Source organism: Maribellus comscasis, from assembly GCF_009762775.1.
Taxonomy (GTDB): Bacteria; Bacteroidota; Bacteroidia; order Bacteroidales; family Prolixibacteraceae; genus Draconibacterium; species Draconibacterium comscasis.
On the sequence record NZ_CP046401.1, the window covers coordinates 1,220,686 to 1,236,571 of the forward strand.

A 15,886-nucleotide genomic window follows, 5' to 3' on the forward strand; every position below is an offset into this window, starting at 1 on the left:
TCAACTTGGCGGGAGTGAATGCGCCTTTTATTCGCTTTGTTTATTTTCCCGGAGTAAAAATTCCGGGCTATTTTTATTGAACTCCTTCGGAGTTACTGTAATCAAACTCTTTCAGAGCTCTCTTCGTTTCATTATTTCAACTTTCCCCAAACAACTCTATCCTTTATCCCCCTCCTTAGGAGGGGTTAGGGGAGGCAGTTTTTTCATTTTTCTACCGGGCAATAATCCATACAGCGCCCGCAACTGTAACAATTTCCTTTGTGTGGTTCGTAGTCCTGTCTTTTTCGAAAAACAACCGTATTTAATAGAGTCATACCAATTACCAATCCCAAAAATCCGCCGGCAATCATACTTCCGGTGTAGAACTTATCCTGAATTATTCCCGCTTCTTCAACAAGTGTCTCCATTGATTTCCCCGAAGCTAAAAAGGTTTGCACATCAATATTATCCGGATCATTTTTTACTTCGGGTTGCGAAATCAGCAATTCAGCCAGAAAAACATCGGGATTTGCTTTTGACAAAAATGTGTGTGATTTTACACCAACAAAAACACCTGCCGCAATCCACAAAGGAATTATTAACGCATAGGTAATAAACCTTTTGGGGCCTAATCCAGACTTTACAACCTCTTTTTCATTGGTAGGATAATCAATTGCATCAAAAGGGCAGGATTTTGAGCAAAGTTTACACTGAATACATTCAGAAGGTGTAATGGTTAAATGCCGCTTTGAAAACCGCGACATCCAACTCAGCAGAACTCCGTAGGGACAGAGAAAACGACAGTAGGGCCTTCCTATAAACATTCCCATCAACAACATGGCAACTCCCAGTATAATCATCAGAGCCTTCGCGTCCATGCGGAATATACCGATAAAAGGATCGTAACGGCAAATGATAAAATCGGTTCCTGTTGCTGCAAAAAGTACGGCAAGAGATAAGTAAACATAGGGAATCAACCCCAAAGTTTTATTTAACCATTTTGGTAGACTTAAAGGTTTAATAATCACTAAATCCTGAATAGCTCCCAGCGGACAAACACCTGCACAGAAGGTTCTTCCGTAAAAAAGCGTAACAATAAGAGGCAATACAAAAAACAACAGTGCCGTTATTGATATTGCATAAGTTGCATCGAAAAAAGACAAGGTAACATTCTGAATAGCACCAATGGAACATATACAACCGTTCCGGTAAAAACCAAAATAAAGCAGGGCTAAAACAGAAAGCCACAAAATTCCTCTGCGCGAACGCTTTTTTATAATCAAATAAGATGCAACGGCGAGAAAAATTGCCAGTATTAAAACATCAAAATATTCGAGTTGAAGTGCACGCGGCTCTGGTGTTATTGTACTGGGCTGTGTATAACCGGAGTCAAACTCCGGTTTTGGAAACCTCTGTTGCTGCGCATACACCGAGGCAGTCAGCAATAAAAAGGCAAAAGTGTAAAGTATGTATTTTAGTTTTTTCATGTCTAACTCAAATCCTTAATCAGGTAGTTGGTTTTGTCCAGTCTCCTTTAATATTGTAGGCTTCACTTGCCTTTACTCTTTTTATTGCATCCGAAGGACACATCCTTGCAATGGAACACTCATTACAATTCAGGCAAATGTCGTGGATAATCTGAAGGTGCAGGGAGCCGTTTCCAAACGATGTACAACCTTTTACACATTTGGCACAACCAATACAAAGGTCTTCGTTGATATGATACTCAAAATAAGGCTCTTCGATAAACTTTCGCTCAATAGCGGCAGTGGGACATAACTGATTTTCTGCCGCAGTTGTTCTTGCATTTGAGTCGGGTTTCAGATAACCTCCACATAAATCGCAGTAACCACATAAATCATAAGCATGTACACATTTCACAGCCGATGGATTCAAAACACACTCGGTGGCGCAACGTCCGCATTGTGTACAGACAAATGGATCGATCTGCCACACATAATCATCTTTGATTGCTTTACTTAACGACAATCCGCTAACACCTCCCAACGCGAGAGCAAGCGATAAACGTACTCCGCTTTGCAGAAATTCCCTTCGATTTTTTGATTTATTATTTTTTTCCATGTCTCTTAATGGTTCTCTCGTTGTGCGATGCATGGAACGCCGTTTTCAAAAATACGGGCGTAGATGCACCTTTTATTTCGCATCGCTCACCTAACTTCTGAAGCTCTGTCTTTTTCCCTTTCGGTTTTAACTTCCGGACTGACACAGTCGGAATAAATTCCACAGCTTTTGCAGGTAGAAGAAACACTGCAGCTTAGGCTTACCTTTTTATTGACAACCAAATATCCTGCTGATACTGCTATTCCTCCCAACAGGAATAATCTCCCTCCGGTTTTAAAAAATTCTTTTCGGTTCATACTTTCAAATCGGAATCCTGAATTGGAAAACGGGCGCATATCCCATTCCCAATTTAACATTCCATTATTGGTTCATCATTTCAATTCAAAAACACGTATTATTTTTCGCTCAAAATCGAGCGCGTAAATATTTCCCAAACTATCTGCGGCTATATCCGGCGCTTGGTCCTCCGTGTCAAATTTAACCGGTGGTGCTACAACGCCCAGCAATTCCCCAGATGGTTTATGCACTTTTATTCTGACCAGCCCTTTTTCGCTGGTTACAAAATTTCCATCGGGCAAAAATGTAAAATGTGCCGGATTACAACATCCGCTAAATCCGTCTATTTTCATGCTTGTGTTCTCCCAAAAAGCCCGCAAGTCACCATCAAATGTATAATTTTCAAATGCATGCATCCCGGGGTTCACTACCCACAATTCACCTTCCCCATTTATATCGATATCAAAATACGGACTTGGAATGATAAAGCCGTGTAAGATATCATCACCGGCTTTACCTTCAAATTCTGCAATTTTTTCTCCTGCTTTTGAGAAACGAACAATTCTCCTGTTTCCGGCATCTGCAACAAAAATATCGTTTCCAAAAACCGCTACAGAGGTAAGATATGTATTCTCACCGGGCAGATCCATTTTTAAAAGCTCATCACCATTTTCAGAAAAAACCAAAACCTGTTTTTCAAGCGTTATATAAACACTGTCTCCTTCAATCTTTAATGAATGAGATTTTCCGGGTAAGCTGAATTCATTTTGTAAAGCCCCGGAAGAATCAATAATTTTCAAACTACCGTCTCCTGAAACTAAAATCTTTCCCTCTCCGGCAGCAACAGCATCTGGATCTTCAAAACCAATTTTGAAATTTTTTGTCTCTTTATATAAAACCAAATCGTCATCGACATCCTTAAATTCATCGATATTATATTCATAAGGATTTGCCTTGCTTTTATTGGGCTTATCTGACATATATTCACCCACAAAAACAGCCACAATTACCAAGGCCAGAATTACCAAAAAAATAACGATTACTTTGTTTTTCATTTTGATAAATTAGACGTTCAAATCAATACAAACCATTGTTTTTGAATCCCTCATAATTAAATATCCATCAGCCAGGGCAAACGGAGCCCAGGCGTCGTGCCCGTCTTCAATTACTTTCACCTGGTCGAGCTGAACATAACTTTGGGTGCTTGGTTTTACAATAGTAAGTGTACCGTCATCGCTCAACACAAACATTTTGTTATCGGCCATAAAGTAAGGGCCCAAACCAAAACGGACCTCTTTACCACTCGACCATACTACTTTTCTTGTGTCGGAGGGGTCTACACAAATCAACTGATTTCTGAGTGCACCTCCATCTTTAGGTAAAATTCCAAAAAGATGATTCTCCCAAAGAATTGGTGTTTGCTGCTCACAAGCTAATCCATCCTTTGGTGCATATTCATACAAAGGCTCAATGGAAAAAATACCATTACTTTCTGAAAGCTGAAGCACCATACTTCCTGCACCATAACCGGCTGTCATAAATATCTTCCCATCGGGCATACATATCGGTGAGGGCGCAACAACAGAGTGGTTCCAGGCGGGTGTTTCCCAAAGTATTTGTCCGGCATCGTCGCCGTCAGCAGCCACAGCAACCATTCCACCAACTGCACTGTAGACATACATTCTTCTCCCTCCAAAAGTGAAAGGAATTACTGAAGAATGTGACATTAACCAATTGTTTGGATTAGGCGTTTCCCAGATTTTTTCTCCGGTTGCACAATCTATAGCTACCATCAACGCTTTTCCTCCGGTTGCAATTATCGCTTTCCCGTCATCGATTAGCGGACACTGACCGGTGTACCACAATGGAATTTCCGATTCATACTCCTTGGCCACATCCAATCCCCATATTAAGTTGGCCGTTTCACGCTCCAAACACATTACGTGGCACATTGGCCCCATTGTTAAAATATAGTCTTCGGTTACGGCAGGAATTGTGCGCGACATTCCATGGTTTCGTTTGATATTTAAACTGTAACCACGCGCCCACATTTCTTCTCCTTCTACAACCGAAAAACAACGCAGCATATCAGCACGTTTTTCCTCATCGTAATCCAACACATAGGCAAGTCCCTTATAAATAGCTGCTCCCGAGTGGCCTTCACCCAATTCAACGCTCCATAAAATCTTTGGTCCTTCTGCCGGAAATTTGTCAATCAACTTTACCGAAGAATTCGAGATGTTGTCAAAATCAGCTCCCCTGAATCTTGGCCAGGTTTCTGAAAGTTCGGTATATTCTGTATTATACTCGCGAATAATCTCACCTATATTTACCGCCTGAACCGAATCACCTGCCCCGCGATTATCAGCACCTGCTTCGCTGGCCTCAAAGTTACGGGTCGGATCATTGCTCATCCACCAAAATATAATTCCGACTCCAATGAAACCGGTGATCAGAAGAATGATTTTTATGGTTTTTTTGTCGTTCATTTTAAGCTTTTATGTTATAAACCATCAGAACATCGCCATGCCTAATAAAAAGCATTCCGTTGTAAATGGCAGGATGCGCCCAGTGTGGTCCTACTCCTTTGTCAACCTTAAAAGTACTTATAATTTTTAATTTTTCAGGAGAAGGTTTAACAAGAGCAACATTTCCTCTTTTTTCTTCAAAAAGATAAAGCATTCCATCCGCAAAAATAACGGATCCTTTATTTTGCCAATCTGTTTCCCAGTTTGTTTTACCGGTATCCCAATTTACACTGGCCCACTTTCCCCGTGCGTTATTTGTCCAGGTTGAACCATAAATATTTCCATCAACCAATACTGTTCCGCCATGATGTGTATCCAAAGTATCGTTTTTCCATTTTATTTCTACTGATCCACCATCTTCAGAAAGAGAAAATAGTATGCCGGGATGATTGTAGCCGCTTGTTTGAAAGATTTCTCCATTGCGGTATAAAGGTGGATTTGTTTGCGCACCAACTCCAATACTTTCCGTGTGAAATTGTAAAAGGTCAAAACTCCAGATAATCCTGCCATCTTCCGGAGCAACTGCGATGAAGTCCTCCGACGTTTGTGCCAGAATTATTTTTTTACCGTTATGATTTATTAAAACCGGCGATGCATATGATTTTGCACCACCCATACTTTTTGTTTTCCAAACAAGCGAGCCGTCTTTTTTATTTAAGGCAACCAGTGCATTTTCTTCTCCTCCGGTTGTATATAAAACGGCGTCATCGATCAGTAACAATGCCTCTGCATCGCCATGCTTAAAAATTTCACCGCCATATTCTTTTATGGCATCAACCTGCCAAACTACTTTTCCTGTAAGTGCATCAATACAATTTACCTGTCCGGTGCCACTTGAAACATACAATTTTTTATTTTCATAAGTTGGCGTACTCCGGCTGTCGATATAAGAGGCTGTCCAGGAACGCCCGTAAGGAATATCCCAAAGCAACTCCCCTTTTAAATTATATGCTGAAAGAATATCGATGGTATCTTCTTTAATACCTGTAATAAAGATTGTTTCATCAGCGAAAATTGGTTGAGAATATCCTTTCCCTACTCCCTCAATTTCCAGAAAAACTTCTGGTCCGCTTTCAGGCCACTCTTTTAACAGGGCAGATTCATTATAAATTCCAGAACGATTATCTCCCCGAAACTCTATAATCTCCTGAGAAAACAGCGCTCCTGCATAAAGCAACAACAATAGTATGGTTAATATGGATCTCATGAATTAAGTTAGTTGATAAAAAGCAAAATTATTTCTTTAGTTTCTATTTGTTTTTGATATCGTAAACCATCAAAACCTCACCATGGCGCATAAATAATTTACCGTCGGCAATAAACGGATGCGCCCAGTGTGTTCCGGCACCTTTACTAATTTTAAATTGGCTAACAACTTCAAATCCATCAGGATCCGGTTTTACTAAGCCTACATTTCCTCTTTCGTTGTATGCATACAACATACCGTCGGCCATTACAAGCGATCCTTTGGTATCCCAGTCGGCAACATATTTAATTTCGCCTGTATTCCAATTCATACAAACCCAGCGGCCTCTTTTGTTATCAAACCAGTTTGAACCGTACAAATAACCATCATGCAGAATAACTCCATGATGATGATTATCAAAAGTATGGTCGACAAATACTTCAGAGACACCGGTTCCCAATGAATCCATTTCAAGCATTACAGCCGGATAATCATAGCCCATGGTTATAAAGATTCGATTGTCTTTACAAAGAGGAGTATTTGTCCAGATTAAACCATTGTCCTGCCATTTCCATTCTTCCGGTTTCCAATATTGATACGTCCATTTTATTTCCCCTGAATTCGGATCCAGGGCAATCAGGTGCGAAGCAATCACAGCCAACACAAACCGATGTCCGTTAAATTCATAAACGGTTGCAGAGGCGTAGGCTCTTGGTCCTCCTATCGATTCACTTTGCCAGGCCAGTTCCCCGGTCATTTTGTCAAAAGCAACCACGCTTGTTTTCTGTCCACCGGGAGTACAAATAACTTTGTCATCAACAATAAGCGGAGTTTCAGCATTTCCCCAAACGTGGTACTGGCATTCAAATTCTTTGTCCACATCCACGGCCCAAATTTCTTTACCGGTTTCCCGATTTAAACAAACCAGCCTGCCGGTTCCGCTTTGTACATAAATACGGTCGTCTTCAACTGTGGGAGTACTTCTTGTGTCAGGAAATGACTGGTTCCAGGAGCGGCCATACGGCACCTGCCACTTTATATTTCCTTCCATATCAACTGCCGAAAGATAATCAAGGGTATCAATCATTCCTGTTGTGTAAATCATATTGTTGTAAAAGATCGGCGATGACCAACCTTTGCCTATTTTTTCCGCTTCCAGAATTTGCGCGGGCCCATCAGCAGGCCATTCTTTTAGCAAGCCTGTCTCTTTAAAAACCCCATCACGGTTCGGACCACGCCATTGCGTGAGTTGAGCACTTAAACTCAAAGCGGAAATAAGCAAAATAAAGATTGTAATCGTTGTTCTCATCATTTGTTGTTTAATTGATTTTATTTATTTATAAATCCGTTATAATCAAGGCGTTTAAATACCGCCTCTTTATAACTTGTGCCAATCGGAAATTCCTTTTCACCAATATAAATACTTACCGGACTGAAACTTGTTATTCTCCCCAATGCAACTATAAAAGAACGATGAATTCGCAGAAAATCGTCGGAAGGGAGAATATCACTGATGGAAGAAATTGTGTAACGAATGTTTATTTCTCTATTTTCAGTAACCACTTTCAGGTTATCGCCCATACTTTCAGTAAACACAATTTCGGAGACAGGAATTTTATGAATTATATTTTTTTCTCTTAAGTATAAAAATGCTTCGTTTGTTCCTTTTCTATGAACGGATACTTCACTGCCGGATACAAAAAACGCATTAAATTTATCTATTGCCTGCATAAACCGTTCAAACGAAATAGGTTTTAACAAATAGTCGAGGACATTTAAGTCGTAGCCCTGAAGGGCATATTGCCGATGGGCGGTTGTTAATATTACATGAGGCGGATTTTTGAGCGTTTTGATCAGTTCTGTTCCTTTCATTTCAGGCATATGAATATCAAGAAACATTAAATCAACTTTATTTTGGGCTAAAAAATTAAAGGCATCATAAGCGTCACAGGCGGTTCCTGCAATTTCAATGGAATCTATTTTACTGAGGTGTGTTTTCAACACTTCAATAGCAAGAGGTTCATCATCTACTATTAAACATTTTGCCTTTTTATCCATTGTTAATTAGTTATTCCAAAATATTTTTAAATCTACCTCAAAATGTTTTTTATTAAATTTGATAAGCAAATCGTGCAAATCAGGATATATCAGTTCAAGTCTTCTTTTTACATTTTTCAAACCTATTCCTTCGCCAACAGTTTCGTCTTTTTTAGTCTCTCCCGGAACTGTATTGAGCACATTTAACTGCAAAAATTTCTCACTAACTTTTAAGCATATTTTAATATTGGGCTTTGCTCTATCGTTACTTGCACCGTGTTTAAAACTATTTTCGATAAAAGGCAATAAAATAAGAGGTGCTATTTGATGACTATCAATATCTCCTTCAATTTGATAATCTAACTCAAGTCTCTGGTTATACCTCATCTTTTCCAATTCAATATAGCTTTCCAATATATCCAGTTCTTTTTCCAGCGGCACAAAATCGTCATTACTTTTATAAATCATGTAATCGAGCAAACCCGCAAGTTTTAATACTATATCCGGTGTTTTTTCTGATTTTATTAAAGTAAGCGCATACAAATTGTTGAGTGTGTTAAAAAGAAAATGCGGATGAACCTGGGCTCTCAAAAAACTCAACTCTGCGGCCAGTTTTTCTTCTGCAAGCTTTTTATTTTTTTGTTCATCGACATACCATTTCTTAAAAATTATTATTGCAGTTGCCAAAACCGGAATTCCATAATTTGAAATCAGCTTGTTGAAGATCTTAGGGAGATAAAAAAGCGAGTAATGAGAAAAGTCATAATACCCGGTATATCGGTTTGTAAAATAATAAGAACTCCAAATGATAAAACCATAAAGAACAGCGTGTAAAACGGCAAGAATTCCAAAAGTAATAAACTTCTTTTTCTCCGTTGCAAAGGGAAGAATCAAGTATATGAAGACATACGTACCAATAATCCGCGACGGTAACAAGGTAAGGCTAATAATAAGTTCTTCATGATAACGATCGAGGTAGCCTCCATAGGTAATCCAATACATCAGAAAAATCAGCACCCAAAATAAAAGATGCCACAAAAAGCGGAACCTGAAAAATATAGGAAGCTGATTTTCTGCCATTTTAATTTTTGATTTTTACCAAACTTACTTCATGCCTGATAAACAAACAAATTGCTGCGACGAACACATAATAAAAGAAGATGTTTAGATGTTTCAAGCTCCTCTTTCTGTGTTATTTAGAATGAGTCTTTATTTAATTTTGTATGCAATTAAAACATTTCCATGCCTTACATATAACTTACCATCGTTTATCACCGGATGAGCCCAATGTTGGGCTGAACCTAACTCTACCTTTGTTTGACTTACAACATCAAATTTTTCAGGAGTTGCTTTCACCAGTGCCAGCTCACCTCGTTCGCTGTAACAATACAACATTCCGCCGGCATAAATTAACGTGCCTTTGGTTAAATCTTTTGATGCATATTTTTCTTCACCTGTTTTCCAATCTACGCATCTCCATTCGCGGGCTTTGTCACCAGAGCCGTACAAATATCCGTCAACCATTACCATTCCGCCAATGCGGCTATCAAGTTTCTCACTTTTCCATACTTCCTTCACGCTGCTTCCGTCGGCACTAAGTTCAAGTTTTTCCCCGCCTTGTCCGTATCCGCTGAAACAAAATATCCCCCCGGCTTCATAAATTGGTGTATTGGGATGAACGGCCCAACGATTGGTATGTGGATAAGACCAAAGTAATTTACCATCGGCAGCATCAAGTCCGATCAAATTATCGGCGGTGTGAGTAACCAAAAGTTTCCTTGCGGGCAATTCCACTATCAGAGGCGTACAATAAGCGGAAAGCTCACCTTTCCCTTCCGATGACCATATCACATCTCCGTTAAAACGGTTTAAAGCAACTACGTTATTTTTTTTCCCTCCGGGTGTAACAAAAACCCTGTCACCATCAACAACTACCGTTTCAGTAACTCCCCACTGAATATTTTTGCCATCAAAATCATTCAGCATATCTTTCTGCCATTTTATGGAACCATTTTTTGCATCCATACAGGTGAGAACTCCGTAACCGGAATAAATATATAATAAATTGCCTGCTACAGTTGGCGAAGACCGAACGCCGGGGTAGCTTTCAAAAAATTCTTTTCCGTATGATTCTTTCCATAACAATTTTCCGTTCTTATCGAGAACAATAACATACCCTTCGTTGTCTTTTCCTCCGGTTATATAAATCATATCGTTCGCAAAAACAGGAGATGAGAATCCTTCTCCCAAATCATCAAAATGCCAAATTATTTCGGGTCCTGATGCCGGCCATTCTTTTAACAAACCGGTTTCATCATAGATTCCATTTCCATGTGGACCACGCCACTTGGTAGGAATTTGTGCATCAGAAACAAAGCTTGTTAGCAAAAGGATAAAAACTAGCAACAAAGTATTTTTACTCATGACTTTAAGGTTTATATTAAACGTCTAAAATAAAATCAATGCGCATCATTTGCAATGGGTGAATTCAATTTATTACATGTCTAAATAGTAATATATGTTTACATTTTATTAAGAACTTGTTAACAAATACAGACATAAAAAAAGCCCTGAAAAACAGAGCTTTAAATTATTTTTGAATATCAAACTTATTCCTGAGTAACCGATTTTGCCTGTCGTTTCCGGTCGTGCTCGTTTAACAGGATTTTTCTCAAACGCATATATTTTGGCGTAATTTCAATATACTCATCATTGCGAATATATTCCATAGCTTCTTCCAGCGAAAATTTTATAGCCGGAGCAATTGCGGTTTTATCGTCGGAACCGGCAGCACGCATATTGGTCAGCTTTTTTGTTTTTACAATATTGAGGGTCAAATCATCCTGACGGGTATTTTCTCCGATTACCTGGCCAGCATAAACATCTTCGCCCGGTTCAACAAAAAATTTCCCCCGATCCTGCATCTTATCAATTGAATAGGCAATGGCTGTTCCGGTTTCCAGCGAAATCAGGGCTCCGTTTCTGCGAACTCCCAAATCACCTTTCCAGGGTTCGTACCCATAAAAACGATGTGCCATTATTGCTTCTCCCTCGGTTGCAGTTAACATTTGGTTTCGCAACCCGATTAATCCACGCGCCGGGATTAAAAAATCAAGATGAGCGCGGTCTTCCTTGATCTCAATATTGGCAATATCGCCTTTCCGCTGTGTAACCAGTTCAATCACCTTTCCCGAGAATACGTCGGGAACATGCACTGTTAAAGCTTCAATGGGCTCGTGTTTTTTTCCGTCAATTTCTTTTGTGAGTACTTTCGGTTGTCCAACCTGCAACTCAAAACCTTCACGACGCATGGTTTCTACCAAAATAGACAAGTGAAGAATTCCCCGGCCATAAACCAAAAAAGAATCGGCCGATGCAGTATCTTCAACCCGAAGTGCAAGATTTTTCTCTGTTTCCTTATACAATCGGTCTCTTAACTGGCGCGAGGTAACAAACTTTCCATCTCTCCCGAAAAAAGGTGAGTTGTTTGCTACAAAATACATACTCATCGTTGGTTCGTCCACTTTTATCGGCGTTAATCCCTCCGGCTCTTCTCCGTCGGCAATGGTATCGCCAATATCAAATCCTTCCAGACCAAGCACGGCACATATTTCACCTGAAGGAACCGGCTCTTTTGTTTTTTCTTTTCCCAAACCTTCAAAAAGGTAAATTTCTTTGGCCACGGTTTTTACCACTTTTCCGTCGCGTTTAACCAGCGAAACCTGAGACCCGGGCACCAATTGGCCACGTGTTACTTTTCCAACAGCAATCCGCCCGGTGTAAGACGAATAATCCAGTGAGGTAATGCGCATTTGTAAGGTCCCCTCTTTATGCCGGGCTGCAGGAATATGTTCTATTATTTCATCTAAAAGATAACTGATATCGCTGGTAGGTTCTTTCCAGTCGGGTCCCATCCAGCCAGCTTTTGATGAACCAAAAACGGTGGGAAAATCCAGCTGATCTTCGGTTGCCTCCAGGCTGAACATCAGATCAAACACTTTTTCCTGTGCAATTTCAGGTGTACAGTTTGGCTTGTCAACCTTATTGATTACAACAATTGGTTTTAAACCAAGATCAATAGCTTTCTGCAACACAAAACGTGTCTGTGGCATCGGGCCTTCAAAAGCATCAACAATCAGTAACACTCCATCGGCCATGTTTAAAACACGCTCTACCTCGCCTCCAAAATCGGAGTGACCGGGGGTATCGATAATATTGATTTTTGTGTCTTTGTAACGTACCGAAACGTTTTTGGAAAGAATGGTAATTCCACGTTCCCGCTCCAGTTCATTATTATCCAAAATCAAATCCTGAACTTCCTGGTTTTCACGAAAAAGATTCACCTGGTGTAAAATCCTGTCAACCAGTGTCGTTTTCCCATGGTCAACGTGTGCAATAATTGCAATATTTCTAATTTCTGTCATTTTCAAATTTTACTAAAAACTAAAACCACGTTTACCTAAAAATGTTCTCATTCTTTGTTTGCACTTTAAACTGAATCAGAATGATTTAAGTAAATTGGCGCGCAAAAGTAAGAAAGTTTTTTTTCAGAAAAATCAAATTACGGTTAAATCGGTATTTATATGTAGAAAATTAATATCGGATTCTGAATACACAAAACAATAAGTTTTAAACTTCCAATATTTTCAAAATGGAATTTCCTATCTACGCTGCTCAAACAGTTAAATTTTCGATTAGAACCGAAAAATTAACCCTAAATATTTCGATTTACTTCGAAAAAAAAGAAAACAACAATAACAGAATACCAATAAAAGATAGAATTATTATTTCTGGAGAACTTTCAGACAACAGGAAATAAATTTCATTGAGGAAGCAGATGGAAAATTTTCAGCATTTGAATTTAAGTTAAACTCAAAAAAAAGAGTTCGCTTTTCAAAAACGTTTACTGAAGCCTACCCTATTAATACAACAAAAACGATTTCACCTGAAAACATTGAGGAGTTTCTATTTTCCCAATAAGCAGGTTCCTTCTACTCTATCAAATACAAATTCTTTTCTGTACGCAGTAGTAATTTATCCTGAATAAAAACGGGAACCGCTTTTACAGTTTCATCGATATCATTTTCTGCTATTTTTTGGAATGTGTCTCCGGGTTTAACAATCGAACAAAAACCTTTCACATTGATAAAATAAATATTTCCACCTGCGTAAACAGGAGAAGAATTAAAATTTCCTCTTAGTTTTTCTTTCCAGATCACTTCTCCGGTCATTGCATCAAGGCAGGTAACCATTCCACGGTCGTGGACCATATACATTTTCCCGTCAATAATTACCGGTGTTGGAATCTGCGGAACTTCATCTTCATACATCCATTTAATATGAGTTTCTGTAACATCTCCATTTCCTGTGGGGTCTACCGCATATTGCCGTGTAAAATAGGGTTTGTTATCCAGAAAAATCCAGCCTGAGTTTACAAATACCAATCCGTTCCAAAAAAGTGGCTGGCTAACGGTAGAGTCGTAGCCATATTCAATGGTCCAAATTACTTCACCTGTATTAATATCGTGCGCAAAGCACATAAATGAAGAGTTACTGATTAACAAATCCCGACCGTTTACATTCACCACAATTGGTGTCTGGTAAGATTTGCGGTACACCGGTTCCAGTGTATCATAAATTTTCTCTGGCCGCACACTTTTCCAAATGGTTTCACCTGTACGTTTATTAAGTGCAACAACATACGGATCTTCTGTTCCCTCCAAATGCACAATCAATTTATCTTTATAAATAATGGGCGATGATGCCGGCCCTTGCATGTGGTCGCATTTTAAATCTTCTCGTTTCCAAACTACATCAAAATTATTCGTGTTGATACAAGCTGTACCAAATGTTCCGTAATGAACATATACAAAACCGTCTTCGATACACGGTGTGGGCGTTGCATAAGAATTGGTGCTGTGGATACGTTGTGGCTCGACGCAGGAAAAGATTATTTTTTCATCCAACAGCTTTCCTGAATTTAAATCGAAACAAAACGTATAAAATTCTTTCCCATCTTCTGTTGCGGAGGTAAGCCAAATCTGATTTCCAAAAACAACCGGCGACGACCAGCCCGTTCCTTTTACCGGAACTTTCCATACAACATTTGTGGAATCGCTCCAATGTAAAGGTGCTTTTGTAACCTGCGCATGTCCGTCCATATTAGAGCCTCGAAAATGTGTCCAGCTATTTGGATTCTGAGCAAAACTTACAACACAAAAAAGAAAAATGGGAAATACCGTGGCTGTGATTTTTCGTTTCATAAACTTAGGTTTAGGTTACAAGCAACCAAAGTTAACCTAAAAATTATTACAGCCTCAAAATAAAAGCATACTTTTATTCCAACTTAAACGAATGTTATGTACAAGTATCTAATTATACTCATTGCGCTGATAAGTTTTTCAGGATTTCAGCAAAAACAAAAGAAAGTCTTAATTATCGGAGACTCCATTTCTATTGGCTACACTCCGTTTGTAAAAGAGGCGTTGGCAGATAAAGCTACTGTGGTTCACAATGAGGGAAACGGCCAGCACACCGGCAATGGACTGAAAAAACTGGACTCCTGGCTAAACGATGAAAAATGGGATGTGATTCAGTTTAATTGGGGATTGTGGGATTTGTGTTATCGAAGTCCAAATTCCAAAGAACAGGGAAACCGCGATAAAATAAATGGCAAAATAACGTATTCAGTTGAAGAGTATCAGCAAAATCTGGAGCAACTCGTAAAAAAACTAAAAATGACCGGGGCTAAATTAATTTTTGTGACAACTTCTTATGTTCCCGAAAACGAAGCGGGAAGATTTGCCGGCGACGAGTTAAAATATAACAAAGTGGCGAAACAAATTATGAAAGAAAACGGAATTTTGGTGAACGACATTTGGAAAACCACAAAAAAAATCCACAAAAAACAGGGGCAAGCGCTAAACAATGTGCATTATACACCAGAAGGATATAAACAAATTGCCGACAAAATCACTTCTTTCTTAAAAAAGGAATTATAATATTTTATGAAAAGGTACGTCTTTTTTCTTACTGCTCTTTTGATGTTTTCAGTAGCTAAATCACAGGAAGAGGAAACAATCCGGGTCTTAACCTTTAATATTTTACATGGTGCAACAACCAATGGAGATTTCGATTTGGATAAAATTGCATCCGTAATCAAACAAACCAATCCCGATGTGGTCGCTTTGCAGGAAGTAGATTTCAAAACCAGGCGTGCCCGGGGTTACGACTTGGCCACAGAACTCGGCTGGCGCACAAAAATGGCACCACTGTTTGGAAAAGCCATGGATTATGACGGCGGCGGTTATGGTGAGGGCGTTTTGTCAAAATATCCGATTCTGTCCGGCAGAAATGTTTTGCTTCCCCATTCTCCGAAAAATGAACCACGCGCAGCATTGGAAATTACAATAGAACTCCCTTCCGGCGACACCATTTGTTTTATTGGCACTCACCTCGATCATCTGGCAAATAGTGTTGACCGAATTGCGCAAACCAAAAAAATTAATCGTGTCTTTTCTAAAAATAAATACCCTACAATTTTAGCCGGCGATTTAAATGCTACTCCTGAAAGCGAAGCCATCGGTATTTTAGAATCTGTTTGGACAGATGTTTATCAAACCGAAGTTCCGTTTACCTTTCCTTCGGATAAGCCGAACAAAAAAATTGACTACATCCTTTACAAACCAGCAAGCAAATGGGAAGTAATTGAAACCAAAATAATTTGCGACAGTATCGCTTCAGATCATTGCGCTCATTTTGCAATACTAAAACTGCAAAAATAAAAAGCACCAATTTA

Annotated in this window: 14 protein-coding genes; 2 read left to right on the top strand and 12 right to left on the bottom strand. The window is 39.2% G+C overall.

Annotated features, from left to right (window positions below; genetic code table 11):
• Window positions 1-203: 203 nt before the first annotated feature.
• From GM418_RS05040 to GM418_RS05095, 12 genes are all read right to left on the bottom strand, one after another.
• Window positions 204-1,466: a 4Fe-4S binding protein gene (locus GM418_RS05040; protein ID WP_158863783.1), complete on the bottom strand. Its 1,263-nt coding sequence runs from the start codon at window positions 1,464-1,466 to the stop codon at window positions 204-206.
• A gap of 19 nt (window positions 1,467-1,485) precedes the next feature.
• A complete protein-coding gene (locus tag GM418_RS05045; RefSeq protein WP_158863785.1) occupies window positions 1,486-2,094 on the bottom strand; it encodes a 4Fe-4S dicluster domain-containing protein in 609 nt (202 codons plus the stop codon).
• Window positions 2,095-2,147: 53 nt separating this feature from the next.
• A complete protein-coding gene (locus tag GM418_RS05050) occupies window positions 2,148-2,417 on the bottom strand; it encodes a hypothetical protein (protein WP_158863787.1) in 270 nt (89 codons plus the stop codon).
• A gap of 15 nt (window positions 2,418-2,432) precedes the next feature.
• Window positions 2,433-3,392, bottom strand: a complete 960-nt coding sequence (locus GM418_RS05055; protein ID WP_158863789.1) for an NHL repeat-containing protein — start codon at window positions 3,390-3,392, stop codon at window positions 2,433-2,435.
• A gap of 9 nt (window positions 3,393-3,401) precedes the next feature.
• Window positions 3,402-4,826 carry an outer membrane protein assembly factor BamB family protein gene (locus GM418_RS05060; RefSeq protein ID WP_158863791.1) on the bottom strand — a complete coding sequence of 475 codons (1,425 nt, stop codon included), beginning with the start codon at window positions 4,824-4,826 and terminating at the stop codon, window positions 3,402-3,404.
• A 1-nt stretch (window position 4,827) separates the two neighbouring features.
• Window positions 4,828-6,072 (bottom strand): outer membrane protein assembly factor BamB family protein, encoded by a 1,245-nt coding sequence (locus GM418_RS05065; protein ID WP_158863793.1) that lies wholly within the window; start codon window positions 6,070-6,072, stop codon window positions 4,828-4,830.
• A 43-nt stretch (window positions 6,073-6,115) separates the two neighbouring features.
• The gene (locus GM418_RS05070; protein WP_158863795.1) at window positions 6,116-7,363 is read right to left on the bottom strand and encodes a PQQ-binding-like beta-propeller repeat protein; all 1,248 of its coding nucleotides are present in this window, start codon (window positions 7,361-7,363) and stop codon (window positions 6,116-6,118) included.
• Between the two features lie 17 nt (window positions 7,364-7,380).
• Complete coding sequence (locus GM418_RS05075; RefSeq protein ID WP_158863797.1) at window positions 7,381-8,109, bottom strand: LytR/AlgR family response regulator transcription factor; 729 nt, start codon at window positions 8,107-8,109, stop codon at window positions 7,381-7,383.
• 6 nt (window positions 8,110-8,115) lie between these two features.
• On the bottom strand, window positions 8,116-9,168 hold the full coding sequence (locus GM418_RS05080) for a sensor histidine kinase (protein ID WP_158863799.1): 1,053 nt from the start codon (window positions 9,166-9,168) through the stop codon (window positions 8,116-8,118).
• A gap of 129 nt (window positions 9,169-9,297) precedes the next feature.
• On the bottom strand, window positions 9,298-10,512 hold the full coding sequence (locus GM418_RS05085; protein ID WP_158863801.1) for a PQQ-binding-like beta-propeller repeat protein: 1,215 nt from the start codon (window positions 10,510-10,512) through the stop codon (window positions 9,298-9,300).
• A 185-nt stretch (window positions 10,513-10,697) separates the two neighbouring features.
• Window positions 10,698-12,512, bottom strand: a complete 1,815-nt coding sequence (gene typA, locus GM418_RS05090; protein WP_158863803.1) for a translational GTPase TypA — start codon at window positions 12,510-12,512, stop codon at window positions 10,698-10,700.
• Between the two features lie 567 nt (window positions 12,513-13,079).
• Complete coding sequence (locus tag GM418_RS05095) at window positions 13,080-14,351, bottom strand: outer membrane protein assembly factor BamB family protein (protein ID WP_158863805.1); 1,272 nt, start codon at window positions 14,349-14,351, stop codon at window positions 13,080-13,082.
• Window positions 14,352-14,447: 96 nt separating this feature from the next.
• Between GM418_RS05095 and GM418_RS05100 the strand changes: the two genes are divergently transcribed.
• Window positions 14,448-15,089, top strand: a complete 642-nt coding sequence (locus GM418_RS05100) for an SGNH/GDSL hydrolase family protein (RefSeq protein ID WP_158863807.1) — start codon at window positions 14,448-14,450, stop codon at window positions 15,087-15,089.
• Between the two features lie 6 nt (window positions 15,090-15,095).
• A complete protein-coding gene (locus GM418_RS05105; RefSeq protein ID WP_158863809.1) occupies window positions 15,096-15,872 on the top strand; it encodes an endonuclease/exonuclease/phosphatase family protein in 777 nt (258 codons plus the stop codon).
• Window positions 15,873-15,886 lie beyond the last annotated feature (14 nt).